Consider the following 24,501-nt stretch of genomic DNA (forward strand, 5'->3'; position numbering starts at 1 on the left):
CTGCTGGCCCCCATCATCTTCCCCGCCGCTGCCCTCGACGGTCTGACCAGCGACGAGCTGGAAGCCATGGGCAATGTTCTGCAAGGCACCATCGCCGGTTATAACGGCATGGCCAGTCTCGACCGTATCCAGACCTTCTGGAATGGTCGGCCTGGGCCAGAGGCGATTGTGGGTGAGGACGATATGGGTCTCAGGCGGGTGATGGTGGACTTCAGCCGGACGTTTCTGGAGTCCATTGGCGACATTGAGGCACCGGTGCATTACACCGTGACCGATCTGGCGGGCAATCTGTCCATGAGTGCGGCGCCGGTGCTGGTCAAGTTGCAGTTGGCGGTGGTTGCGCCGCTGCCGGTTCCGCGAGTCAGGGAAGCGGTGGGAGATGTGCTGGATCCGGCCAATGCGCTGAATGGCGCTACGGTGCTGATCGATGCCAGTGCCAATCTGCGGGTCGGCGATCGTGTGGTGGTCAACTGGCAGGGCGTCAATGCCAGCGACAGCAAGGAAAAAGTCATCACCGCTGCCGAGGCGGGGCTGGAGTTGCCGGTGCTGTTTTCCAGTGCCCTGGTCGGGGCCAATCAGGGCTCGACGGTGACCGTGGCTTATGTGCTGCATCGGGCCAACGGCGTGGTGCAGCAGTCCGCCAACCTGTCCCTGCGTGTGGTGGGCAGCGTCGGCCTCGAGTTCGATACCTCCCCGGCGACCCTCGCCGGCAAGGTTTACCTGCTGCCGGACTACGTCGACGTACTGCCCGTCTTCCCGGCAGGCACGACGCTACATCGCGTGGCCAGTGGTGGTCGACCGCCTTATACCTATCGCTCCAGTGACGAGCGGGTAGCCGTGGTCGATGGCAATGGCCTGACGTCGGTGCGCGGCAAGGGCACGGCGACTATTTCGGTGACCGACAGCCAGGGCGCGAGCTTGAGTTATCCGGTTACGGTGACGGGAGTCATCCATTGCCTGGGCCTGGGTGGCGGGAAATACACCGAGATCGAGGCGATGGCTGCGCGGCATCAGGCCCGTGTGCCCTCCCTTGAGGAAATGGGACAGATCCATAGTGCCTATGGCAATCGCTGGCCGATGGGCCATGGCTACTACTGGACCTCGACCGTCAGTCATCACGCGCTGCTGAAAAGAATGATGCAGGTGAAAGATCTGGTCACAGGTGCAGTCCCCTCCTACGGCATCTGGGATTTAAGCTCCGCCCTTGGCGTCGGTATTCGCTGATACGCCATTGATGTTTACGGGGGCGTTACCTTGCGGTAGCGCCCTTGTATCCCTGAACACATCTCCAAGAGCACACGCATGAGCGCTACTGCACAATCCGCAAAATCCATGACTCGCCCCGCATCCAACCCCGGTCGCTTTCAGGCCATGGTCAACAATAACCCTCTGCAACTCACCTCGCTGCTGGGCAGCCTGACCTTGCGCCCCGAGCTGGGCAGCGTGCCCAGCCACTGGATCTGGAAGGTGATTGCCGACGGCAAGGTCGCCAACCGGCGCGCCAGTATCGGGCTGTTTCTCGATCACGATATCGAGCCCGGTGAGTACGATATCGCCAATGACCCACGTATCAGGATCGTCTACAACCAGTCGCCCCATTCGTCGAGCAATGTCATTTACCACTCGGCGCACTTCCAGACCGGCAGCCTGATCCTTACCGAAGCCGATCTGGACCGGCGCAAGCTGGCCGGGCAATTCAGCTTCAGTGTGTCAGCGGTGGATTTCGAGGTCACCGAGGGCGTGTTTGACCTTTATTGCAGCCTGTCAGCCTCGAAATAGAAACTGCGCGACCGCCACGGCCGTGTTGTCCAGGCATTGCGACTGGCTCAAACCCGACGCCTTCAAGGGTTTGAGATCGTGGTTGGCGGTGGGTATCCACCGCACCTCAATGGCCGGGGACAAGCTGTAATCGGCCACCGCCTGCCGACTGCCCAAGGCATCGCGCTCGCCCTGGACGATCAGGGTCGGCGTACGCAGTTCGGCCAGGTGTGCGACCCGGGGTTTTTCCGGTTTGCCGACGGCATAGAATGGATAGCCCAGGCACACCAGGCCACCGACCTTCAGCTCATCGGCCAGCAGGCTGGCCATGCGCCCGCCCATGGACTTGCCACCAATGGCCAAAGACCCAGTGACATGGGGTCGCACTTGGCCATAAACCTCGCGCCAATGATCAAGCAATTGAGCCTGGGGATTGGGTGGCCGTTTGCCACCTCCCTGGCGCCGTTGGGCCATGTAGGGAAATTCAAAGCGCATCACGCTCACCCCTTGCAGGACAAGGCGTGCAGCGATGTCGTTCATGAAATCGCTGTCCATGGGCGCGCCCGCGCCATGAGCGAGGATCAGGGTCGCTGCCGGGCGGCCCGCCGTGTCCTGCCTGGCTGCATGCCACAGCCAGCCATTGTCCTGCGCCAGTTGCGCGCATTGATCCCCGTCAATACCGGTATTTGACTCAGTGCTCATGCTTGCCTCGCTTTTGATGAGTCTGCCAATAACCCGGAGCTATAACCGTGCGTAATGGCCCCGACCAAGCTGGATGGGAAAAACACCTAAATGAACACAACTAACAGTACCGCCTATAACTATCAGGTGGTCCGCCAGTTCGCCATTATGACGGTGGTCTGGGGGATTGTCGGGATGGGGCTCGGCGTCTTTATCGCCGCCCAACTGGTATGGCCCGAACTCAACTTCGACTTACCCTGGACAAGCTTCGGCCGATTACGCCCGCTGCACACCAACGCGGTGATTTTCGCGTTCGGTGGCTGTGCGCTGTTCGCCAGCAGCTACTACTCCGTACAACGTACCTGCCAGACCCGGCTGTTCTCGCCGGCCCTGGCAGCGTTCACGTTCTGGGGCTGGCAACTGGTAATCCTGCTGGCGGCCATCTCGCTGCCGCTGGGCTACACCAGCTCCAAGGAATACGCCGAGCTGGAATGGCCGATCGATATCCTGATCACCATTGTCTGGGTCGCCTACGCCATCGTGTTCTTCGGCACCCTGGCCAAGCGCACCACCAAGCACATTTATGTCGGTAACTGGTTCTTCGGTGCGTTCATTATCACCGTGGCCATTCTGCATATCGTCAACAACCTGGAACTGCCGGTCAGCATGACCAAGTCCTACTCGGTGTATGCCGGTGCGACCGATGCCATGGTGCAATGGTGGTACGGCCACAACGCCGTGGGCTTCTTCCTGACTGCGGGCTTCCTGGGGATGATGTACTACTTCGTACCCAAGCAGTCCGAGCGTCCGGTGTATTCCTATCGCCTGTCCATCGTGCACTTCTGGGCACTGATCACCCTGTACATCTGGGCCGGTCCCCACCACCTGCACTACACCGCGCTGCCGGACTGGGCGCAGTCTCTGGGCATGGTGATGTCGCTGGTGCTGCTGGCACCGAGCTGGGGCGGCATGATCAACGGCATGATGACCCTGTCGGGCGCCTGGCATAAGTTGCGCAGCGACCCGATCCTGCGCTTCCTCGTGGTGTCCCTGGCGTTCTACGGCATGTCGACCTTCGAAGGTCCGATGATGGCGATCAAGACCGTCAACGCCCTGTCCCACTACACCGACTGGACCATCGGCCACGTACACGCCGGTGCCCTGGGCTGGGTGGCGATGATCTCCATCGGCGCGCTGTACCACATGATCCCGAAAGTCTTTGGTCGTCAGCAGATGCACAGCGTCGGCCTGATCAACGCGCACTTCTGGCTCGCCACCATCGGCACCGTGCTCTACATCGCGTCGATGTGGGTCAACGGCATCACTCAAGGCCTGATGTGGCGTGCAGTGAACGAGGACGGCACCCTGACCTACTCCTTCGTCGAAACACTGGTGGCCAGCCATCCAGGCTACATCGTGCGCCTGGTCGGCGGTGTGATCTTCCTCAGCGGCATGCTGCTGATGGCTTACAACACCTGGCGCACCGTGCGGGAATCCAACCCCGCCGAAGCAGCCGCCGCCGCGCAGATGGCCTGAGGAGCTAGTCATGAAACATGAAGTCATCGAGAAAAACGTCGGCCTGCTGATGATCCTGATGGTCCTGGCCGTCAGCATCGGCGGCCTGACCCAGATCGTTCCGCTGTTCTTTCAGGACGTCACCAATAAGCCGGTCGAAGGCATGAAGCCCTACACCGCGCTGCAACTGGAAGGTCGCGACATCTATATCCGTGAAGGCTGCGTCGGTTGCCACTCGCAGATGATCCGTCCGTTCCGCGCCGAAACCGAACGTTATGGTCACTACTCGGTTGCCGGTGAAAGCGTCTGGGACCATCCGTTCCTGTGGGGTTCCAAGCGTACCGGTCCGGACCTGGCCCGGGTCGGCGGCCGCTATTCCGACGATTGGCACCGTGCGCACTTGTACAACCCGCGCAACGTCGTGCCTGAGTCGAAGATGCCAGCCTACCCATGGCTGGGCGCCTCCCCGCTCGACAGCAGTCATACCGAAGCCAAGGTCAAGGCCATGCGCTCCCTGGGCGTGCCGTACACCGACGCCGACATCGCGGGTGCAGTCGCTTCGGTGAAAGGCAAGACCGAACTGGACGCCCTGGTTTCCTACCTGCAAGTGCTCGGCACTTCGATCAAGAGCAAGAGGTAAGCCATGGATATCGGAGACTTGCGCGGACTCGGCACACTGGTGGTCGCGATCGCATTCATCGGCCTGGCCCTCTGGGTGTTCAGCGGCAAACGCAATCCGGCATTCGCCGAGGCGCGCATGGCGCCCTTCGCGGATGAGCCGTTGCCACCATCTGTGAACCCGGCCGGAACAGAAAAACCCGAAGCAGAACAACCCGTCGTGCGGAGCAAGCAGCCATGACCACCTTTTGGAGCACATACATCTGCGTGCTGACCCTTGGCAGCCTGATCGGCCTGACCTGGCTGTTGATCGGTACACGCAAGAGCGAGACCAAGGGCAGTGTCGACCAGACCATGGGGCACAGCTTCGATGGCATCGAGGAGTACGACAACCCACTGCCGCAATGGTGGTTCATGCTGTTCGCCGGCACGCTGGTATTCGCCGTCGGCTACCTGATCCTCTACCCGGGCCTGGGCAACTGGAAAGGCGTCCTGCCAGGCTACGACAATGGCTGGACCGGCGTTCACGAGTGGGAAAAGGAAATGGACAAGGCGGATGCCAGGTTCGGCCCGATTTTCGCCAAGTTCGCCGCCATGCCGGTCGCTGAAGTGGCCAAGGATCCACAGGCACTGAAAATGGGTGGCCGGTTGTTCGCGTCCAACTGTTCCGTGTGCCACGGTTCCGATGCCAAGGGTGCCTATGGCTTCCCTAACCTGACCGACACTATCTGGCGCTGGGGCGGTAACCCGGACACCATCAAGACCACCATCATGGGCGGTCGTATGGCGATGATGCCGGCCTGGGGCCCGGTCATCGGCGAAGAAGGCGTGAAGAACGTGGCGGCCTATGTGCGTAAATCCCTGGCGGGCCTGCCGCTGGCAGCCGATGACACAGCCAACCTGGCTGCCGGACAGCAAGTGTTCAGCACCACCTGTGTAGCTTGTCACGGTGCCACAGGCCAGGGTACCGAAGCCATGGGCGCCCCAAACCTCACACAACCGGGCGGTTTCATCTACGGCAGCAGCCTGGCACAGTTGCAACAGACCATTCGTCTGGGTCGCCAGGGCCATATGCCCGCCCAGTCTGAATTGTTGGGTAACGACAAAGTGCAATTGCTGGCCGCTTATGTGTACAGCCTGTCCAACGGTCCTGATCAACCCGCGGGCAAGACGGCACAGAAGCAACCTTAAGCCTCGCTCTCACGCCTGCACCCTGACTGCCGCACTCCGCAATGGAGCGCGGCAGTTTTCATTTGTAGGCATCGCGCGACCAAGTGTCGCAGTTGCCTTGCCATCGACTTCCCACACCTGTCGATCACGACTAAGCTTGCCCCCATAGTGGACCGGCATTTGCTGGCCACAGGCCAAGTGAAGGGAAGTTCCTGATTCAGGACTCACACGCCACTCGACCTGCCCCGTCTTCCTCGGTCTGCTAAAACGTGTCCCGCTTGCGTGCGCTTGCCAGGGAACCGTCAGACAGGGCCGTCGAGCACTCACCCGCCTTCGATGCGCCCGGTTCGAACTCTAATAAATAGCCAAACCGTGGAACCTTAGAATGAGCACAGCAACAAGTCCGACGGCTTATAACTATAAGGTCGTCCGTCAGTTCGCCATCATGACGGTGGTCTGGGGGATTCTTGGCATGGGCCTGGGCGTCTTCATCGCCTCGCAACTGGTCTGGCCTGACCTGAACTTCGGCCTGGAATGGACCAGTTTCGGCCGCCTGCGACCGTTGCACACCAACCTTGTGATCTTCGCCTTCGGCGGTTGTGCGCTGTTCGCCACCTCTTATTACGTGGTGCAGCGCACCTGTCAGGTGCGGCTGATTTCCGACAGCATGGCGGCGTTTCACTTCTGGGGCTGGCAGGCGGTCATAGTCGGGGCCCTGATCACCCTGCCCATGGGTTACACCACCACCAAGGAATACGCCGAACTGGAATGGCCCCTGGCCATTTTGCTGGCCGTGGTCTGGATCACCTATGCAGTGGTGTTCTTCGGCACCATCGTCAAGCGCAAGACCAGGCACATCTATGTCGGCAACTGGTTCTACGGGGCCTTTATCCTGGTCACGGCGATGCTGCATATCGTCAACCATATCTCCCTGCCGGTGAGTTTCTTCAAGTCCTACTCGGCCTACTCCGGCGCCACCGACGCGATGATCCAGTGGTGGTACGGGCACAACGCCGTGGGCTTCTTCCTGACCACGGGCTTTCTCGGGATGATGTATTACTTCGTGCCGAAACAGGCCGAGCGCCCGATCTATTCCTATCGCCTGTCCATCGTGCATTTCTGGGCGCTGATCACCCTGTATATCTGGGCAGGTCCCCACCACCTGCATTACACCGCGCTGCCGGACTGGGCGCAGTCGTTGGGCATGGTGATGTCGATCATTCTCCTGGCACCGAGCTGGGGCGGCATGATCAACGGCATGATGACCCTCTCGGGCGCCTGGCATAAATTGCGCGTCGACCCGATCCTGCGCTTCCTCGTGGTGTCCCTGGCCTTCTATGGCATGTCGACCTTCGAGGGGCCGATGATGGCAATCAAGACCGTCAATGCCCTGTCCCACTACACCGACTGGACCATCGGCCACGTCCACGCCGGGGCCCTGGGCTGGGTGGCGATGATCTCCATTGGCGCGATCTACCACATGATCCCGAAAATCTTCGGGCGCCCGCAGATGCACAGCATCGGCCTGATCAACGCACACTTCTGGCTGGCCACCATCGGCACCGTGCTCTACATCGCCTCGATGTGGGTCAATGGCATCACTCAGGGCCTGATGTGGCGTGCCATCAACGATGACGGCACCCTCACCTATTCCTTCGTCGAAGCGCTCCAGGCCAGCCATCCGGGCTATATCGTCCGCGCCCTGGGCGGCGCCTTCTTCGCCAGCGGCATGCTGCTGATGGCCTACAACGTATGGCGCACCGTGCGTGCGTCGAATCCTGAAGAAGCCGAAGCCGCTGCGCAGATCGCTGTCGTGGGGGCGCACTGATGAAACACGAAGTCGTTGAAAAGAACATTGGCCTGCTGGCCTTCTTCATGGTCATCGCCGTCAGCATCGGCGGCCTGACCCAGATCGTCCCGCTGTTTTTCCAGGACGTCACCAACAAGCCCATCGAGGGTATGAAGCCGCGCCCGGCGCTGGAAGTGGAAGGCCGCGATGTGTTCATCGCCAACGGTTGCGTCGGCTGTCACTCGCAGATGATCCGTCCGTTCCGCGCCGAAACCGAACGCTATGGCCACTATTCGGTAGCCGGGGAAAGTGTCTGGGATCACCCGTTCCTGTGGGGTTCCAAGCGTACCGGTCCGGACCTGGCCCGGGTCGGCGGGCGCTACTCCGATGACTGGCATCGGGCGCACCTGTACAACCCGCGCAACGTGGTGCCGGAATCGATCATGCCGGCCTATCCGTTCCTCGTCGAACACAAGCTGGATGGCAAGGACACCGCGAAAAAGCTCGAGGTGCTGCGCAGCCTGGGCGTGCCGTACACCGACGAAGACATCGCCGGGGCGCGGGACGCCGTCAAAGGCAAGACCGAAATGGATGCACTGGTGGCCTACCTGCAAGGCCTGGGCACCCTTATCAAGAGCAAACGGTGAGCATGATGGATATCGGCATGATTCGTGGCCTGGGCACCCTCGTCGTGATGGTGGCTTTCATTGGTCTGGCACTGTGGGTGTTCAGCCCCAGGCGCAAATCTGAATTCGAAGATGCAACCCTGCTGCCGTTTGCCGATGACCCCGAGGCCATCCGCAAGGTCGAGCAAGCCAGGGCCGCCGGGAGAGACAAGGCATGAGTACGTTCTGGAGTCTGTATGTCACGGTCCTCAGCCTGGGCACCATCTTCGCCCTGACCTGGCTGCTGCTGGCTACGCGCAAGGGCCAGCGCAGCTCGGAAACCGATCAGACCGTCGGCCACTCTTTCGACGGCATCGAGGAGTACGACAACCCGCTGCCGCGCTGGTGGTTCATGCTGTTCGTCGGCACCATCATCTTCGCCCTCGGCTACCTGGTCCTCTACCCCGGCCTGGGCAACTGGAAGGGCCTGCTGCCCGGCTACGACTATGTCGACAACGACAAGCAGGTGGCCTTCTCCAATGGCCAGCAGGGCTGGACCGGCGTGCATGAATGGGAGAAGGAAATGGCCCGCTCAGAGGCCAGGTTCGGGCCGATCTTCGCCCGTTTCGCCGCCATGCCCATCGAGGAAGTGGCCAAGGATCCCCAGGCCCTGAAAATGGGCGCCCGCCTGTTCGCCTCCAACTGCTCGGTGTGTCACGGCTCCGACGCCAAGGGTGCCTACGGTTTCCCTAACCTGACCGACGCCGACTGGCGCTGGGGCGGTGATGCGCAGACCATCAAGACCACCATCATGGGTGGTCGGCATGCAGTGATGCCAGCGTGGGGTGAAGTGATCGGCGAACAAGGCGTGCGCGACGTCGCCGCGTTTGTCGTCAGCCAACTGGACGGACGCAAACTGCCCGACGACGCCAAGGCCGACCCGGCCGCCGGGCAGAAGCTGTTTGCCGCCAATTGCGCCGCCTGTCACGGCCCCGAAGGCAAGGGCACCGCCGCCATGGGCGCGCCCGACCTGACCCATCCGGCGGCGTTCATCTACGGCTCCAGCTTCGCCCAATTGCAACAGACCATTCGCTACGGCCGCCAGGGCCAGATGCCCGCCCAGGAACTGTTGCAGGGTAATGACAAGGTTCATCTGCTGGCGGCGTATGTCTATAGCCTGTCCCATGGAGAAAAACCCGGCGAGAGCAAATAGATCAGCTCAACCATTTGAATTGGAATGAGACTTGTGGGACCGGCTTTAGCCGGTCCCACATCAGCATCGTATGACGAGCTGTTTTATTTCATCGCCCTACCATCGTATTGATCTTTAATCCGCGAAAAACCAACCATAATTAACACGTCAATTGACCTGGATCACTTACACCATCATTCGCTGGAGCCCAACGCGACCACAGGCCGCAGCCTTGCGTTAGAGTGACAGGCGTATCATTGACGGCACAAAAGCAGCACCTTCTGACCGCAGTCGGCACGTACTGGCTGAGGCATTTTTCCACTGCCGTGGGACGCTCCGATGAGTAACCAGATTCCGGTCCAAAACATCACCCCTCCACCCGAGAAAGACACGACGACTGTCGATCTTTATGCATCGCGAGAGAAGATCTACACCCGGGCCTTTACCGGTATTTTCCGTAACTTGCGCATGGCCGGTGGCGCCCTGCTGTTTCTTCTTTATTTCGGTACGGTCTGGCTCGACTGGGGCGGTCATCAGGCCGTCTGGTGGAACCTGCCGGAGCGCAAGTTCTATATTTTCGGCGCCACCATCTGGCCGCAGGACTTTATCCTGCTGTCGGGCCTGCTGATCGTCGCCGCTTTCGGCCTGTTCTTCATTACCGTGTTCGCCGGCCGTGTCTGGTGCGGCTATACCTGCCCGCAAAGCGTCTGGACCTGGATCTTCATGTGGTGCGAGAAGGTCACCGAAGGCGATCGCAACCAGCGCATCAAGCTGGACAAGGCGCCCATGAGCGCCAACAAGTTCGTCCGCAAGCTGGGCAAACACAGCCTGTGGCTGATTATCGGTTTCGTCACCGGACTGACCTTCGTCGGCTACTTCGCGCCGATTCGTGAGCTGGTCATCGACTTCTTCAGTGGCCAGGCCGATGGCTGGTCCTACTTCTGGGTCGGCTTCTTCACCCTGGCCACTTACGGCAACGCTGGCTGGCTGCGCGAGCAGGTGTGCATCTACATGTGTCCCTATGCGCGGTTCCAGAGCGTGATGTTCGACAAGGACACCCTGATCGTCTCTTACGACCCACGGCGTGGTGAGAAACGCGGCACACGCAAAAAGGATGCGGACTACAAAGCCCAGGGTCTGGGCGACTGCATCGACTGCACCATGTGTGTCCAGGTCTGCCCCACCGGCATCGACATTCGCGACGGCCTGCAGATCGAGTGCATCGGCTGTGCCGCCTGCATCGACGCCTGCGACACCATCATGGACAAGATGCATTACCCGCGCGGCCTGATCAGCTACACCACCGAGCACAACCTGTCGGGCCAGGTCACCCACAAACTTCGCCCGCGCCTGATCGGTTACGCCGTCGTGCTGCTGGCAATGATCGGCCTGCTGGTCAGCGCCTTTTTCGTTCGCTCGCTGGTGGGTTTCGACATCAGCAAGGATCGCGTGCTGTACCGGGAAAACGCCGAAGGGCGGATCGAAAACGTCTACACCCTGAAAATCATGAACAAGGATCAGGTCGATCACACCTATGTGCTCGATGCGTCCGGCCTGCCTGACCTGAAATTGCAAGGACGGCGCGAGATCCGTGTACCGGCCGGCGAGATCCTCAGTATGCCGGTCGAGTTGTCCAGCGCCCCGGAACAGCTGCCATCGAGTACCAACGAAGTGATTTTCAGCCTCAAGGACGCGGACGACAGCAGCACCCACGTTGAAGCCAAGAGCCGGTTTATCGGCCCACAGATTCGTTAAGAGAACTTTGTCATGTACGCACCGACTTCGGCACCGGCACCCAGCCCCTGGTACAAGCAACTCTGGCCCTGGATCCTGATCGGCATCCTCACCTGCTCGGTCACCCTGACCCTGTCCATGGTGGTGATTGCCGTGAAGCACCCGGACAACCTGGTCAACGACAACTATTACGAAGCGGGCAAGGGCATCAATCGCTCCCTGGACCGCGAGCGCCTGGCCCAGTCCCTCAAGCTGCACGCCAGCCTGCACCTGGACGAGGTGACCGGCGAGCTGGAACTGCGCCTGAGCGGCAACAGCCAGCCCGACAGCCTGCAACTGAACCTGATGTCGCCGACCCAACCGGAGAAGGATCGCAAGATCATCCTCAACCGCAGCCCGAGTGAAGCCGGTCGCTACATTGGCCAGTTGCCAGACAAGATCGAAGGTCGCCGCTTCGTCGAGTTGATGGGCGTTGAAAACGGCCAGACCTGGCGCCTGTTCGAGGAAGAACAGGTCAGCCACGTTAAAGACCTGACTCTGGGTGACGAACCGATCCAGGGGGCGGAAGATATCGATAATTGACAGGGATGGAATCGAGTTGCAGGAGCGAACTGTGGGAGCGAATTCATTCGCGAAGAGGTCGGTACATTCAACGTATTTTCGGCGTCTGAACTACAGCTTTCGCGAATGAATTCGCTCCCACAATAATCCCCCCGGAAACAGTGGTGTGTCTAAAAAGACCCATCTCAACCTTGCTCAAGAGCGCATCCACCGTATCGTCATGACCCAACCCACGCCTTGCTACCACTGCGCCCTGCCCGTTCCCCCCGGCAGTCGCTTTACCACAGTCATCCTCGGGGCAACCCGGGAGATGTGCTGCCCGGGTTGCCAGGCCGTGGCCGAAGCCATCGTTGCCGGTGGTCTGGAAAGCTATTACAGCCATCGCAGCGAGGCGTCATCCAATCCCGAAGCACTGCCGGTGCAACTGGTCGACGAGTTGGCCCTGTACGACCGTGCTGATGTTCAGGCGCCTTTCGTTCAGCATGATGGCGAGTTGAGCGAAGCCACCCTGATGATGGAAGGCATCAGCTGTGCCGCCTGTGGCTGGCTGATCGAGCGTCATCTATCACGCCTGCCCGCCGTGGCCGAAGCGCGGCTGAACCTGTCCAACCATCGCCTGCATGTGCGCTGGGTCGACAACCGGTTACCCCTGAGCCAACTGCTCGCCGAACTGCGCAGCATCGGCTACGCCGCCCATCCGTGGCAGGCCGACCGCGCCGCCGAGCAACTGGCCGGGGAAAACCGCCGGGCCTTGCGACAGTTGGGCGTCGCGGGCCTGCTGTGGTTCCAGGCGATGATGGCCACCATGGCGACCTGGCCGGAATTCAATATCGATCTCAGCCCCGAAATGCATACGATCCTGCGTTGGGTCGCGCTGTTCCTGACCACACCCATTGTGTTCTATAGCTGTGCGCCGTTTTTCCACGGCGCCCTGCGCGACCTGCGCACGCGCCACCTGACCATGGATGTCTCGGTGTCCCTGGCCATCGGCAGCACCTACCTGGCGGGGATCTGGACTGCCGTGACCGGCAGTGGCGAGCTGTATTTCGATGCCGTGGGCATGTTTGCCCTGTTCCTGCTCACCGGTCGCTACCTGGAACGCCGCGCCCGGGAGCGCACGGCGGCAGCCACCGCGCAATTGGTCAACCTGCTGCCGGCCTCCTGCCTGCGCCTGAGTGCCGATGGCCAGAGCGAGCGCATTCTGCTCAGTGAGTTACACATCAATGACCAGGTGCTGGTCCACCCCGGCGCGGTTATTCCTGCTGACGGGCGGATTCTTCAGGGCCAGTCCAGTGTCGATGAGTCACTGCTGACCGGCGAATACCTGCCGCAACCGCGTCATGCCGGTGATCCGGTCACCGCCGGCACCCTGAATGTCGAAGGCGCCCTGACGGTGGAAGTCCTGGCCCTGGGCAAGGACACCCGGCTGTCGGCCATCGTCCGCCTGCTCGACCGCGCCCAGGGCGAAAAGCCCCGTCTGGCCGAGATCGCCGACCGCGCATCGCAATGGTTTCTGCTGTTTTCCTTGCTGGCCGTGGTGTTCATCGGCCTGCTCTGGTGGTATCTGGAACCGGCCCGGGCGTTCTGGATTGTCCTGTCGATGCTGGTCGCCACCTGCCCCTGCGCGCTGTCCCTGGCCACCCCCACGGCCCTGACCGCCGCCACCGGTACCCTGCACAAACTTGGCCTGCTGCTGACCCGTGGCCATGTGCTCGAAGGCCTGAACCAGATCGACACGGTCATCTTCGACAAGACCGGCACCCTTACCGAAGGCCGCCTGACCCTGCGCAGCATCAAGCCGCTGGGCAGCCTGGATGCCAACACTTGCCTGGATCTCGCCGCCGCCCTGGAAAACCGCTCGGAACACCTGATCGCCCGCGCCTTCGGACGCGCCCCCGTCGCTGCCGAGAATGTCCACAGCCGCCCCGGTGAAGGGCTGGAAGGAACTGTGGGCGAACGGCGTCTGCGCATCGGCCAGCCGGGGTTTGTCTGCGCCCTGAGTGCCAGCGACCTGCTGGCCATGCCCGATACAACGGGCCAGTGCCTGTTGCTGGGCGACACCCAGGGGCCGCTGGCCTGGTTCATTCTCGACGACCGCCTGCGCGAAGACGCCCTCGAGCTGCTGCAAGCCTGCCAGGCCCGAGGCTGGAAAACCCTGCTGCTGTCCGGCGACAGTTCACCCATGGTCGCCAGCGTCGCTCACGAACTGGGCATCGACGAAGCCCGGGGCGGTCTGCGCCCGGCGGACAAGCTCGCGGTGCTGCATCAATTGCACCAACAGGGACGCAAAGTGCTGATGCTCGGCGACGGGGTCAACGACGTACCGGTGCTGGCCGCCGCCGACATCAGTGTGGCCATGGGGTCGGCCACGGACCTGGCGAAAACCAGCGCCGATGCCGTGCTGCTGGGCAATCGTCTGCAAGCCCTGGTCGAAGCCTTCCGTCTGGCGCGACGCACGCGCCGGGTTATTATCGAGAACCTGCTGTGGGCCGGGCTCTACAATGGCCTTATGCTGCCCTTTGCCGCACTGGGCTGGATCACCCCGGTGTGGGCCGCGATCGGCATGTCCATCAGCTCCCTGACCGTGGTCCTCAATGCCTTGCGCCTGACCCGCCTGCCCCAGGCCCGCAGCAGCATCGCTGTCAATTCTGTTAATCCGGTACTGGCGACTTGACTCGCCGGACCCGCTGGGAGGCTCCATGCCTGCGCTCTACATCATGATTCCTGCGGCACTGCTGATCGTCGCCATCGCCGTGCGCATCTTCTTCTGGGCCGTGGACAGCGGCCAGTACGATGACCTGGAAAGCCCGGCCCACAGCATCCTGTTCGATGATCTGGACCCCAACCATCAGGCTGCAATGAGCCATCCATCCAGCGCCGGCAAACCGAATAAAGACGAGCCGCGCCCCCATGCCTGAGCTGGTCCCGCTGCTGCTGTCGGCGTTGATTCTGGGTCTGTTGGGCGCAGGTCACTGTCTGGGCATGTGCGGTGGCCTGATGGGCGCGCTGACCCTGGCCATCCCCAAAGAACAGCGCAGCCGACGCTTTCGCCTGCTGCTCGCCTATAACCTGGGGCGGGTGCTCAGCTACGCCACTGCCGGGCTGCTGACCGGTCTCGCAGGCTGGGCAGTGGCCAATAGCCCGGCCGCGACCCTGATGCGAGTCATCGCCGCGCTGCTGTTGATCGCCATGGGCCTGTACCTGGCCGGTTGGTGGAGCGGCCTGACCCGTGTCGAAGGGCTCGGCCGCAGCCTGTGGCGGCATATCCAGCCGGTTGCCAGTCGGTTGCTGCCGGTGTCGAGCCTGCCCCGGGCGATGCTCCTGGGCGCGCTGTGGGGCTGGCTGCCGTGCGGGCTGGTCTACAGCACGCTGCTGTGGGCGGCCAGTCAGGGTAATGCCGTCAACAGCGCCTTGCTGATGCTGGCCTTCGGCATCGGCACCTGGCCCATCCTCCTGGCCACGGGTCTGGCCGCCGAACACACCACCGCTCTGCTGCGCAAACGTGGCGTGCGCATGGCCAGCGGTCTGCTGGTGATTCTCTTTGGTCTGTGGACCATGCCCGGTCCGCACCAGCACTGGCTGATGGGACATTAAGAAAACTTCATACAAACATGAAGCTAAAAAGCGCCTTGACCCAAATCAAGACTCCCCGAAAACACATTCCCTAGACTGACACGCACTGCAAGCCTATCCGGGGGAATACCCGCATGCTCGACGCCATTCGTTGGGACTCTGATTTGATCCGCCGCTACGACTCGGCGGGACCGCGCTACACGTCCTACCCGACCGCAGTGCAATTTCACACGCAAGTAGGCGCATTTGACCTGCTCCATGCCCTGCGCGACAGCCGCAAGGCCATGCGCCCGCTGTCGCTGTACGTGCATATCCCGTTCTGCGCCAACATTTGCTACTACTGCGCCTGCAACAAAGTCATTACCAAGGACCGCGGCCGCGCCCAGCCCTATCTGCAACGCCTGGAACACGAAATCCAGATGCTCGCCTGCCATCTCGATCCTGGCCAGGTTGTCGAGCAGCTGCACTTCGGCGGCGGCACACCAACCTTTCTCAGCCACGACGAACTGCGCCAGTTGATGGCCCACCTGCGTAAGCACTTCAACCTGCTGGATGACGACTCCGGCGACTATGGCATCGAGATCGATCCGCGGGAGGCCGACTGGTCGACCATGGGCCTGCTGCGTGAACTGGGCTTCAATCGGGTCAGTCTCGGTGTGCAGGATCTCGATCCGGACGTGCAGCGGGCGGTCAATCGCCTGCAAAGCCTGGAGGAAACCCGGGCCATCGTCGACGCTGCCCACACCCTGCAATTTCGCTCAGTGAATATCGACCTGATCTACGGCCTGCCCATGCAGACGCCGGAGGCCTTCGCCCGTACGGTGGAAGAAGTCATCACCCTGCAACCGGACCGTCTGTCAGTGTTCAACTATGCGCACCTGCCGGAGCGTTTCATGCCGCAGCGACGCATCGACAGCAATGACCTGCCGTCTCCTGAGCAAAAGCTGCAGATGCTGGAGCGCACCATCGACCAGTTGACCAAGGCGGGATATCGCTATATCGGCATGGACCACTTTGCCCTGCCCGATGACGAACTCGCCGTGGCTCAGGAAGAATTGACCCTGCAACGCAACTTCCAGGGCTACACCACCCACGGTCACTGCGACCTGATCGGTCTCGGTGTCTCGGCAATCAGCCAGATCGGCGATCTGTATACGCAGAACAGCAGCGACCTGAATGACTATCAGGCACTGCTGGCCAGCGATCAACTGGCGACCAAGCGTGGCCTGCAATGCAATGCCGACGACCGGATTCGCCGGGCGGTGATCCAGCAGTTGATCTGCCATTTCACCCTGGAATTTGCCACCATCGAGAATGAATTCGCGATCAACTTCCGCGATTACTTCAGCGAGGTATGGCCGTTACTGGAAGAAATGACTACCGACGGTCTGATAACCATCGACGACGCCGGCATCGAAGTGCAGCCCGCCGGTCGGTTGCTGGTGCGCTCGGTGTGCATGGTATTCGATGCTTACCTGACCCAACAGAACCGCCAGCGGTTTTCCCGGGTGATCTGAGGTGTTTCTGACGCCACGCTTGCGCGTAGCAAAGTCTTGGCAGGGTGTGAGTGGAGGCGATTGTGGGAGCGAATTCATTCGCGAATGGGCCGGTACATCCAACGCATCTCCATGCACCGAGATACCGTCTTCGCGAATGAATTCGCTCCCACAGTGCCCCATCACATCTTTGCCAGCACCAGCATCCCTGCCTTGACCTTGTCGCTCTGGCTCAATTCCAGCCTGCTCATCTGCGACGAAAGGTCGCTGGTGGAGTTGGCCACCTGTCGCTGCAAGGCGCCCAGCATGGTCTGCAGACCTGCAGTGCGGGCCTGGCGCATATCCGGCGTGAGGCTCTGATCCTTGAGCGCTGTTTGCAGCTGCTGGTTGAACTGCTCGATCCTCTTCTGCGTATCGCGCACCGCCCGCAGCGTCTTCTGCACGGAATCCGGCAGCCCGCTTTGCTCGATATCCGCGTATTCGGAGTGCCCGGCAAGAGCCTTGGCCGCCTGGGCTTTGCCGAGTGCCGACAGGTCAACCTGAATACCCGTTTTGGCCGGCTGCTCAGCCACCGCCGACGAGGTCTTGGTCGACTTGCCATCAGGGGTGGCCGGGCGTATACCCAAGGTGGCGAGAATGCTTGGACCTATGGACTGCATGGAAACGCTCCGGCTTGAAAAGCACATGACTCTCTTGCTATCGGCCCCCGGACCATAAGTTTGAGTGCCGTGGTGAACTTTCGGGCACTGGTCGGAACCACTGCCGGTGAGTTACCCTTACAACCTATGAGTGATTTCCTACAAGGAATGAAGTGATGTCCGAGCCCGTCAAAGTGCGTACCCATAACCAGGCTCATTGCAAGGATTGCAGCCTGGCCCCGTTATGCCTGCCACTGTCCTTGAATCTGGAGGACATGGATGCGCTGGACGAGATCGTCAAACGCGGTCGTCCCCTGAAAAAAGGCGAGTTCCTGTTCCGCCAGGGCGACACCTTTGCATCGGTGTACGCGGTACGCTCCGGCGCGCTGAAAACCTTCAGTATCAGCGACGGTGGCGAAGAGCAGTTGACCGGCTTTCACCTGCCGAGCGAACTGGTCGGTATGTCGGGCATGGATTCGGAGGCCTATCCGGTATCGGCCCAGGCTTTGGAAACCACCTCAGTCTGCGAAATCCCTTTCGAACGCCTCGACGAACTCTCGGTCCAGCTGCCGCAGCTGCGTCGGCAGTTGATGCGAGTCATGAGCCGCGAAATTCGCGACGATCAGCAAATGATGCTGCTGTTGTCGAAGAAAACCGCCGACGAGCGTATCGCCACCTTTCTGGTCAACCTCTCGGCACGTTTCCGTGCCCGTGGTTTCTCGGCCAACCAGTTCCGTCTGAGCATGTCGCGCAATGAAATCGGCAATCACCTGGGTTTGGCAGTCGAGACCGTATCCCGGGTCTTCACCCGCTTCCAGCAAAACGAACTGATCGCCGCAGAGGGCAAGGAAATCCACATCCTCGACCCGATTCAGCTGTGTGCGTTGGCCGGTGGTGCCATAGAGAGCTGAAACGTGTGATTTAGAGCCTGAGGGGATTAGACTAGCGAAACGTTGCCAGCCCTCATTGCTCTGGATCACTCTTCGATGATTTTTGACGAACCGCACTTCAAGTCCCTGATTCGCCCGGTTGTGGATTTCCCCAAGCCGGGCGTGATTTTCCGCGACATCACGCCTCTGTTTCAGTCGCCCAAGGCCATGCGCCAGGTGATGGACAGCTTCGTCCAGCGCTATATCGACGCCGACTTCAGCCATGTCGGGGCAATGGATGCCCGTGGCTTCCTGATCGGTTCAGTGGTGGCCTACGAGCTGAACAAGCCGCTGATCCTGTTCCGCAAGCAAGGCAAGCTGCCAGCTGACGTGCTGTCCGAGGCCTATCAGACCGAATACGGCGAAGCCCTGCTGCAAGTCCATGTCGACAGCCTGTGCGATGGCGACTCGGTGGTGATGTTCGATGATCTGATCGCCACCGGCGGCACCCTGATCGCTGCGGCCAATCTGGTCCGACGCATGGGCGCGCGCATCCATGAAGCCGCCTCGATCATCGACCTGCCGGAACTGGGCGGCTCCAAACGCCTGCAAGCCATGCTGGTGCCAACGTTCTGCCTGACGCAGTTTGGGTTGGACGAGAAATAACCGGCGCAAGGATAGCGTGTGGGGTGAATGGTGAAAGGGACCTCTGTGGGAGCGAATTCATTCGCGAAGAGGCCAGTACATTCGACGCATTTGTATCGCCTGAAATACCGCTTTCGCGAATGAATTCGCTCCCACAATTGCCTCTCCCCACAAAGAGAGGCCTACAAAGCGATCGGCTTACGCCCGGCAAACGAATGCGCCAGGGTGCCGCCGTCGACCAGTTCCAGCTCACCACCCAGCGGTACGCCGTGAGCGATACGCGAGGCGATCAGGCCTTTATTGGTCAGCAATTGCGCGATGTAGTGGGCCGTGGCCTCGCCTTCAACCGTCGGGTTGGTGGCCAGGATCACTTCAGTGAAGCTGCCCTGCTCTTCGATCCGCGCCAGTAACTGGGGGATGCCGATGGCTTCAGGGCCAAGGCCATCGAGGGGCGACAGATGGCCCTTGAGAACGAAGTACCGGCCGCGGTAACCGGTCTGCTCTACGGCATAGACATCCATCGGTCCTTCGACCACACACAATAGCGTGTCATCGCGGCGCACGTCGGAACACTGCGGGCACAGGTCGTCTTCAGTCAGGGTCCGGCACAGGCGACAGTGGCCAACCCCCTCCATGGCCTGGCTCAGGGCCTGGGCCAGACGCGCGCCGCCGCTGCGATCACGCTCCAGCAGTTGCAGAGCCATGCGCTGGGCGGTTTTCTGCCCCACGCCTGGCAGGATGCGCAGGGCGTCGATCAGTTGGCGAATCAGGGGGCTGAAGCTCATGGCGAAAAGTCCGGCAAAAACACAAGACGCGGTTTATACCCGCGCCTTGGGTGAGCGTCAATTCAGGCCTCGGAGACCTTGACCACAAGTTTGCCGAAGTTATGCCCCTGCAACAGGCCGATAAAGGCCTCGGGCGCTTGCTCCAGACCTTCGACCACGTCTTCACGCAGCCGTACCTTGCCTTCACGCACAAGCGGCACCATCGCCTGCATGAACTCGTCGAGGCGATGGTAATACTGCTCGTAGACGATAAAGCCCTGGATTCGCGCACGCTTGGTCAGCAGGGTGCGCATCAGCAAGGGCAGCTTGTCCGGGCCATCCGGCAGGCTGGTGGCGTTGTACTGGGCAATGACTCCACACAGTGGGATCCGCGCATGGGTATTGAGCAGCGGTACTACAGCTTCGAGGACCTTGCCACCGACCAGCTCGAAATAAATGTCGATTCCCGCCGGGCAGGCCTGGGCCAGTTGTGCGGCAAAGTCTTCGGCCTTGTGGTCGATACAGGCATCGAAGCCCAGTTCTTCCACGGCATAGCGACATTTGTCAGCGCCACCGGCCACGCCGACGACGCGCAGGCCCTTGAGCCTGGCGACCTGGCCGACCACCGTACCCACTGCACCGGTTGCAGCGGCCACGACCAGGGTCTCACCGGCCTTGGGCTGGCCAATATCCATCAGGCCCATATAGCCGGTGATACCCGGCATGCCGAGTACCCCGACCGCCATGGACGGGCTGGGCACACCCTCGGGCACGCGCATGAGATTCTTGCCATCGGACAGGCTGTGGGTCTGCCAGCCGGTCTGGCCGACCACCTGATCACCCACTTTGAACGCAGGGTTGCGCGATTGTTCGACCACACTGACGGCGCCACCTTCCATTACTGCGTCGATTGCCACCGGGTCGGCGTAGGACGGTGCATCGCTCATTCGCCCGCGCATATAGGGGTCGAGGGACAGGTACAGGGTACGCAGTTGCACCTGCCCCTCCTCCAGCTCCGGCAATGCCTCGCGCTCCAGGCGGAAGTTCTCCGGGGTCGGTGCGCCGTGGGGGCGGGAGGCCAGGACAATACGTTGGTTGAGGATCAATTCTTGCGACATCGGGCAGCTCCTGAGAAGACCTTCAAGGCGATAGAGTGCAGACCGCAGTCTGACCCCGGCGTTCGTTCTGACACATCACCCCAAAAGCTTCACGATAGCATGACGATCTGTCACTGATCAGATTCGGCCAGCAACTGCCGCACCGTCTCGGCAGCCTTTTCGAATTCCAGGGTCTGTATCTGCTCGACCAAGGACAAAAAGCGCCGGTCCCAGCACGAGCCGACATCGCCCAGCAACTCGTCCGACCACTCCACCGCTCGCATATTGCGACTTTCCAACAGGGGCAGGATCCGCTCCAGTTCGTCGTGCCATTGCCGGGGCGTCATGGACCAGGCGGTCATCAGGGCAGAAGGCGGCATCTCGTCGAGGCAGTCTTCGACCCAGGCACTGAGCTGAGCACTGCACTGATCCGTCAGAGCCTTGAGTTCATCGAGTTGTGCGCCTTCGAACATCTGTGGATGATCAGGATCGCGCAGCTGCGCTTCCAGTTCCCACACCCTCAGGTAAAGAGCCTTGGCGCCCATGCTGCCAGCACTGCCCTTGAGAGTATGCAGCACCACCAGGGCCGCTGCCGTATCAGGATGCTCCAGCAGCCGTTCCAGTTCAGCCAGATGCCGCAGCGCATCGACGCGAAAGGTCTTCAGCAGGCGCTGAAACAGATGCAGATTGCCGCCGAAACGGTTGCGGATCGAGTCCGGTGCTTCAACCGCGCTCACCTCTTGCGTAGACGACTGTTCTTCATGGATGGGGGGGTGTTCAAGGCGATAGTGCGTCGTCAGCTTAAGCAGCATCTGCACTACCTGATTGATATCGATGGGCTTGCCCACGTGCCCGTTCATCCCGGCTTCCAGGCACAGGGCGCGATCGCCCGGCGAGACATTGGCGGTCATGGCCAGGATCGGTAAATTGGTAAAACCGGTATGGGCGCGAATCCTGCGGGTTGCCTCCAGGCCATCGATATCCGGCATCTGCACATCCATGATCACCGCATCGAACGGCGGCGAGGCGGTCAATGCCTGTTCGACCCCCTGCAAGCCGCCTTCGGCCAGGTCTACGCTGGCACCTTCCAGGCCCAACAGCTCAGCGGCGACCTGGCGGTTCAGCTCGTTATCCTCTACCACCAGCAGATGCAAGCCCTCCAGGCGACGTCGGGCCGGGGCATGAACGCAAGGCACCACGGCAATATCGGACTTGCCCTCCAACGCCCTTTGTACGGCGTCAGCCAACTGCTGCGGGGTCAGCGGTTTGGTCAGGAAATTCACCTGCTGCGGATCACGACGGGACTTGTCATCGTCGAGCATTTCCCGACCGAACGCCGTGACCATGATGATCACGGGCTGATTGGCCAGCTCCACCGATTCATGAATCACCCCGGCCGCTGCCAGGCCATCCAGCTCCGGCATGCGCCAGTCCATCAGCACCACGTCGTAAGGCTGCCCCTCCCTGCTGGACTGAAAGACCCGCTCCACCGCCTGACGGCCATTGCTGACCCAATCGACCCGCCAGCCCAGGGCGATGATGGTGCTGCTGAGCAATTCGCCTGCGACGGCGTTGTCATCGGCGACCAGCACACGCAAATCCCGCCCGACCGCTGGACAGGAAGCCTTGAGTGGCGAATGTCGACGCACGCCGAGTTCGATATCGAACCAGAAGCGACTGCCTCGACCGACTTCACTGGCCACCTGCAACTGGCTGCCCATCAACCCCACCAGACGCTTGCAGATCACCAGTCCAAGCCCTGTGCCGCCGAAACGCCGGGTGGTAGAGGCTTCAGCCTGGGCGAAGCCTTCGAAGATCCGCTCCAACTGGTCGTCATGGATACCGATGCCGGTGTCCGTCACGCTGAGACGCAGGGTCACCGTGCTCTCTGCGCGGCCAAGTGCCTTGACGCTGACGATGACATGCCCCTGCAAGGTAAACTTCAAGGCATTGCCGGCCAGGTTGATCAGCACCTGCTGCAGGCGCAGGCTGTCGCCAAACAGCACGCTGGGCAGGGTCGGATCAAGGTCGAAAATCACCTCGATCACCTTGTCACCCTGATTGCCGGTCAGCACATCGCCCAGTTCGCGCATGAGCTTTTCCAGCTCGAACGGATGCGGCTCCAGCACCAGCTTGCCGGCCTCGATCTTGGAAAAATCGAGGATATCGTTGAGCAGCGCCAGCAATGAGCGGGCTGCCGACTGCGCCTTGCAGGCATAGTCGTTCTGGCGGAAATTCAGCGGGGTCTGGCGGATCAGTTGCAGCATGCCGAGGATCGCATTGAGCGGCGTGCGGATTTCATGGCTCATATTGGCCAGGAACGAGGACTTGGCAGCATTGGCGCCGTCAGCCAGTTGCTTGGCCTGAGTCAGCTCGGCGGTGCGTTGCTCCACCTGCCGCTCCAGATCGGCATACAGGGCCTGAATACTGGCCTGTGCGGCCTTTTGCACGGATATATCGCGCACGGTTTTCGACGCACCAATTACCCGTCCATGGCCGTCATGGATGGGCGAAACCGCCACCGAGACATCCACCAGATGCCCGTCGCGGTGCAGGCGCAGGGTCTCGAAATGGGGTACGCGCTCGCCACGCCCCACCTGACGCAGGATATCGAACTCCTGATCCTGCATGGTCGCGGGCACAATCAGCATGGCGAGGCGCTGCCCGACAGCCTGCTCGGCGGTATGCCCGAAGATCTGTTCGGCGCCCTTGTTCCAACTGGTCACGACACCGTTCAGGTCCTTGCCGATAATACCGTCCGACGAGCTTTCAACAATCGCCGCCAACCTGGCCTGTTCGGAGGCGATATCCTGACGCCGCTGATTGGCGACCTGCAGCATCGACACCAGGGCACAGAGCAGCGACGTCAGCAACACGCCCATCAGCAGTGCGCTATAGGGGGAAAACAGATTCAGGTTGTCGATAAACAGCTGATAGCCGTCCACCACGATTCGCCATTGCCGCCCGAAGAGATCGAGGTTCTGTTGCTGCATGACGCGCAGCTCGCCCGAGGATACCGACGCCCGATGGTCGCGGAAGAAGGGTACGTCGTCGCCATTGGCCTGGCGATCATAGATGCGCAGGCCCAGACCGACGGTGTGAATGCCCAGGTTTTCCAGCACCTCGCCCATATTCAACGGCGCAAAGGTCCAACCCAGCAGGCGCCGCTCTCGCTCGGCGGGGGTTGCTGGCGGGTTCAGGCTGTCATAGAAGGGCAGCAGCATCAGGAACGACTGCTGCTCGCCACCGTCCTGAACCAGTGCGATGGGTGCCGTCAACATCGGCTCGCCGCTGTGCATGGCCTCCTCGGCAGCCGTGCGCCGTGCCGGTTCAGAGGCGATGTCCACACCCAGCGCCCGAATATTGGGCTGCAAGGGATCTATGTACTGAATGACGAACCGATCACCGGTACGCGGCTCGAACTGGCTGATCATGAAGTCCGGCCGACCGGCTTCGCGCATCTGCCGGACGAAGGCCGGGGCAAGTTGCTCGGGCACGCGACGAATCACCCCGTAAGCGCGGGCACCGGGAAATTCGCGCTGCAGACTGCGCGTCTGGCTATAGCGCTGGAACATCGTTTCGTTGAAAGCATCAGCGCCCACCGCCTGCAAGGCGCCGCGCAGGCCGTAAAGACCGTAGCCATAGAGGCTGATCCGCGTGAACACCGCCTGAGTCGTCTCCTGCAACTCCACCTGCAGGGCCTCGCGTACCCGCTCATCGTTATTGCGCTGCACCTGCCAGGCCGCCAACCCACTGAGCAGGATGCCGATCAGGAAGGCCACCCTGGTCATGGAGC

General features: G+C 61.3%; 23 protein-coding genes. 18 read left to right on the forward strand and 5 right to left on the reverse strand.

All coding sequences use genetic code 11. The features are described from left to right. The coding region (locus tag ACCD02_RS29475; protein WP_413309663.1) for an Ig-like domain-containing protein at nt 1-1,224 on the forward strand (1,224 nt) is incomplete at its 5' end. Between the two features lie 78 nt (nt 1,225-1,302). Further along, on the forward strand, nt 1,303-1,779 hold the full coding sequence (locus ACCD02_RS29480) for a hypothetical protein (RefSeq protein ID WP_413309665.1): 477 nt from the start codon (nt 1,303-1,305) through the stop codon (nt 1,777-1,779). On the opposite strand, the gene ACCD02_RS29485 is transcribed toward ACCD02_RS29480, so the two are convergent. Further along, the gene (locus ACCD02_RS29485; RefSeq protein ID WP_413309667.1) at nt 1,765-2,460 is read right to left on the reverse strand and encodes an alpha/beta family hydrolase; all 696 of its coding nucleotides are present in this window, start codon (nt 2,458-2,460) and stop codon (nt 1,765-1,767) included. The two genes, ACCD02_RS29480 and ACCD02_RS29485, sit on opposite strands and share 15 nt — an antisense overlap. 90 nt (nt 2,461-2,550) lie before the next feature. On the opposite strand from ACCD02_RS29485, the gene ccoN (ACCD02_RS29490) reads away from it, so the two are divergent. From ccoN (ACCD02_RS29490) to hemN, 14 genes are all read left to right on the forward strand, one after another. Beyond that, nucleotides 2,551-3,975, forward strand: coding sequence for a cytochrome-c oxidase, cbb3-type subunit I (gene ccoN, locus ACCD02_RS29490; RefSeq protein ID WP_413309669.1), 1,425 nt, complete (start codon nt 2,551-2,553; stop codon nt 3,973-3,975). A 10-nt stretch (nt 3,976-3,985) separates the two neighbouring features. Beyond that, nucleotides 3,986-4,594 (forward strand): cytochrome-c oxidase, cbb3-type subunit II, encoded by a 609-nt coding sequence (gene ccoO, locus ACCD02_RS29495; protein WP_413309671.1) that lies wholly within the window; start codon nt 3,986-3,988, stop codon nt 4,592-4,594. 3 nt (nt 4,595-4,597) lie between these two features. Further along, complete coding sequence (locus tag ACCD02_RS29500; protein WP_413309672.1) at nt 4,598-4,813, forward strand: cbb3-type cytochrome oxidase subunit 3; 216 nt, start codon at nt 4,598-4,600, stop codon at nt 4,811-4,813. Continuing rightward, a complete protein-coding gene (ccoP, locus tag ACCD02_RS29505) occupies nt 4,810-5,763 on the forward strand; it encodes a cytochrome-c oxidase, cbb3-type subunit III (RefSeq protein WP_413309674.1) in 954 nt (317 codons plus the stop codon). The genes ACCD02_RS29500 and ccoP (ACCD02_RS29505) overlap by 4 nt, the downstream gene beginning before the upstream one ends. Before the next feature lie 364 nt (nt 5,764-6,127). Beyond that, entirely contained in the window at nt 6,128-7,570 is a 1,443-nt protein-coding gene (gene ccoN / locus ACCD02_RS29510) for a cytochrome-c oxidase, cbb3-type subunit I (protein ID WP_413309676.1), read from the forward strand. Further along, a complete protein-coding gene (gene ccoO / locus ACCD02_RS29515; RefSeq protein ID WP_413309678.1) occupies nt 7,570-8,178 on the forward strand; it encodes a cytochrome-c oxidase, cbb3-type subunit II in 609 nt (202 codons plus the stop codon). Before ccoN (ACCD02_RS29510) ends, ccoO (ACCD02_RS29515) begins: the two co-directional genes overlap by 1 nt. A gap of 5 nt (nt 8,179-8,183) precedes the next feature. After that, nucleotides 8,184-8,375 carry a cbb3-type cytochrome oxidase subunit 3 gene (locus ACCD02_RS29520; protein ID WP_413309729.1) on the forward strand — a complete coding sequence of 64 codons (192 nt, stop codon included), beginning with the start codon at nt 8,184-8,186 and terminating at the stop codon, nt 8,373-8,375. Beyond that, entirely contained in the window at nt 8,372-9,349 is a 978-nt protein-coding gene (ccoP, locus tag ACCD02_RS29525) for a cytochrome-c oxidase, cbb3-type subunit III (RefSeq protein WP_413309680.1), read from the forward strand. Before ACCD02_RS29520 ends, ccoP (ACCD02_RS29525) begins: the two co-directional genes overlap by 4 nt. Nucleotides 9,350-9,667: 318 nt before the next feature. After that, complete coding sequence (ccoG, locus tag ACCD02_RS29530; protein ID WP_413309682.1) at nt 9,668-11,083, forward strand: cytochrome c oxidase accessory protein CcoG; 1,416 nt, start codon at nt 9,668-9,670, stop codon at nt 11,081-11,083. A gap of 12 nt (nt 11,084-11,095) precedes the next feature. Then, nucleotides 11,096-11,644: a FixH family protein gene (locus ACCD02_RS29535; RefSeq protein WP_413309684.1), complete on the forward strand. Its 549-nt coding sequence runs from the start codon at nt 11,096-11,098 to the stop codon at nt 11,642-11,644. Between the two features lie 199 nt (nt 11,645-11,843). Further along, a complete protein-coding gene (locus ACCD02_RS29540; RefSeq protein WP_413309731.1) occupies nt 11,844-14,297 on the forward strand; it encodes a heavy metal translocating P-type ATPase in 2,454 nt (817 codons plus the stop codon). A 25-nt stretch (nt 14,298-14,322) separates the two neighbouring features. Then, nucleotides 14,323-14,541 carry a cbb3-type cytochrome oxidase assembly protein CcoS gene (ccoS, locus tag ACCD02_RS29545; RefSeq protein WP_413309686.1) on the forward strand — a complete coding sequence of 73 codons (219 nt, stop codon included), beginning with the start codon at nt 14,323-14,325 and terminating at the stop codon, nt 14,539-14,541. Beyond that, a complete protein-coding gene (locus tag ACCD02_RS29550; protein WP_413309687.1) occupies nt 14,534-15,217 on the forward strand; it encodes a sulfite exporter TauE/SafE family protein in 684 nt (227 codons plus the stop codon). Before ccoS ends, ACCD02_RS29550 begins: the two co-directional genes overlap by 8 nt. A gap of 113 nt (nt 15,218-15,330) precedes the next feature. Further along, complete coding sequence (gene hemN / locus ACCD02_RS29555) at nt 15,331-16,713, forward strand: oxygen-independent coproporphyrinogen III oxidase (protein ID WP_413309689.1); 1,383 nt, start codon at nt 15,331-15,333, stop codon at nt 16,711-16,713. A 161-nt stretch (nt 16,714-16,874) separates the two neighbouring features. Here the strand turns inward: hemN and ACCD02_RS29560 are convergent, their stop codons facing one another. Continuing rightward, nucleotides 16,875-17,351, reverse strand: a complete 477-nt coding sequence (locus ACCD02_RS29560; RefSeq protein WP_413309691.1) for a chemotaxis protein — start codon at nt 17,349-17,351, stop codon at nt 16,875-16,877. Between the two features lie 155 nt (nt 17,352-17,506). Between ACCD02_RS29560 and fnr the strand changes: the two genes are divergently transcribed. After that, on the forward strand, nt 17,507-18,241 hold the full coding sequence (gene fnr / locus ACCD02_RS29565) for a fumarate/nitrate reduction transcriptional regulator Fnr (RefSeq protein WP_413309693.1): 735 nt from the start codon (nt 17,507-17,509) through the stop codon (nt 18,239-18,241). A gap of 75 nt (nt 18,242-18,316) precedes the next feature. Continuing rightward, nucleotides 18,317-18,865 (forward strand): adenine phosphoribosyltransferase, encoded by a 549-nt coding sequence (locus ACCD02_RS29570; RefSeq protein ID WP_413309695.1) that lies wholly within the window; start codon nt 18,317-18,319, stop codon nt 18,863-18,865. Nucleotides 18,866-19,026: 161 nt separating this feature from the next. Here the strand turns inward: ACCD02_RS29570 and recR are convergent, their stop codons facing one another. From recR to ACCD02_RS29585, 3 genes are all read right to left on the reverse strand, one after another. Continuing rightward, nucleotides 19,027-19,629, reverse strand: coding sequence for a recombination mediator RecR (gene recR / locus ACCD02_RS29575; RefSeq protein WP_413309697.1), 603 nt, complete (start codon nt 19,627-19,629; stop codon nt 19,027-19,029). A gap of 62 nt (nt 19,630-19,691) precedes the next feature. Then, on the reverse strand, nt 19,692-20,726 hold the full coding sequence (locus tag ACCD02_RS29580) for an NADP-dependent oxidoreductase (protein ID WP_413309699.1): 1,035 nt from the start codon (nt 20,724-20,726) through the stop codon (nt 19,692-19,694). Between the two features lie 110 nt (nt 20,727-20,836). After that, nucleotides 20,837-24,496: a CHASE domain-containing protein gene (locus ACCD02_RS29585; protein ID WP_413309701.1), complete on the reverse strand. Its 3,660-nt coding sequence runs from the start codon at nt 24,494-24,496 to the stop codon at nt 20,837-20,839. Between the last annotated feature and the right edge of the window lie 5 nt (nt 24,497-24,501).

It is taken from the genome of Pseudomonas sp. Pseusp88, from assembly GCF_047303955.1.
In the GTDB taxonomy this organism is placed as follows: domain Bacteria; phylum Pseudomonadota; class Gammaproteobacteria; order Pseudomonadales; family Pseudomonadaceae; genus Aquipseudomonas.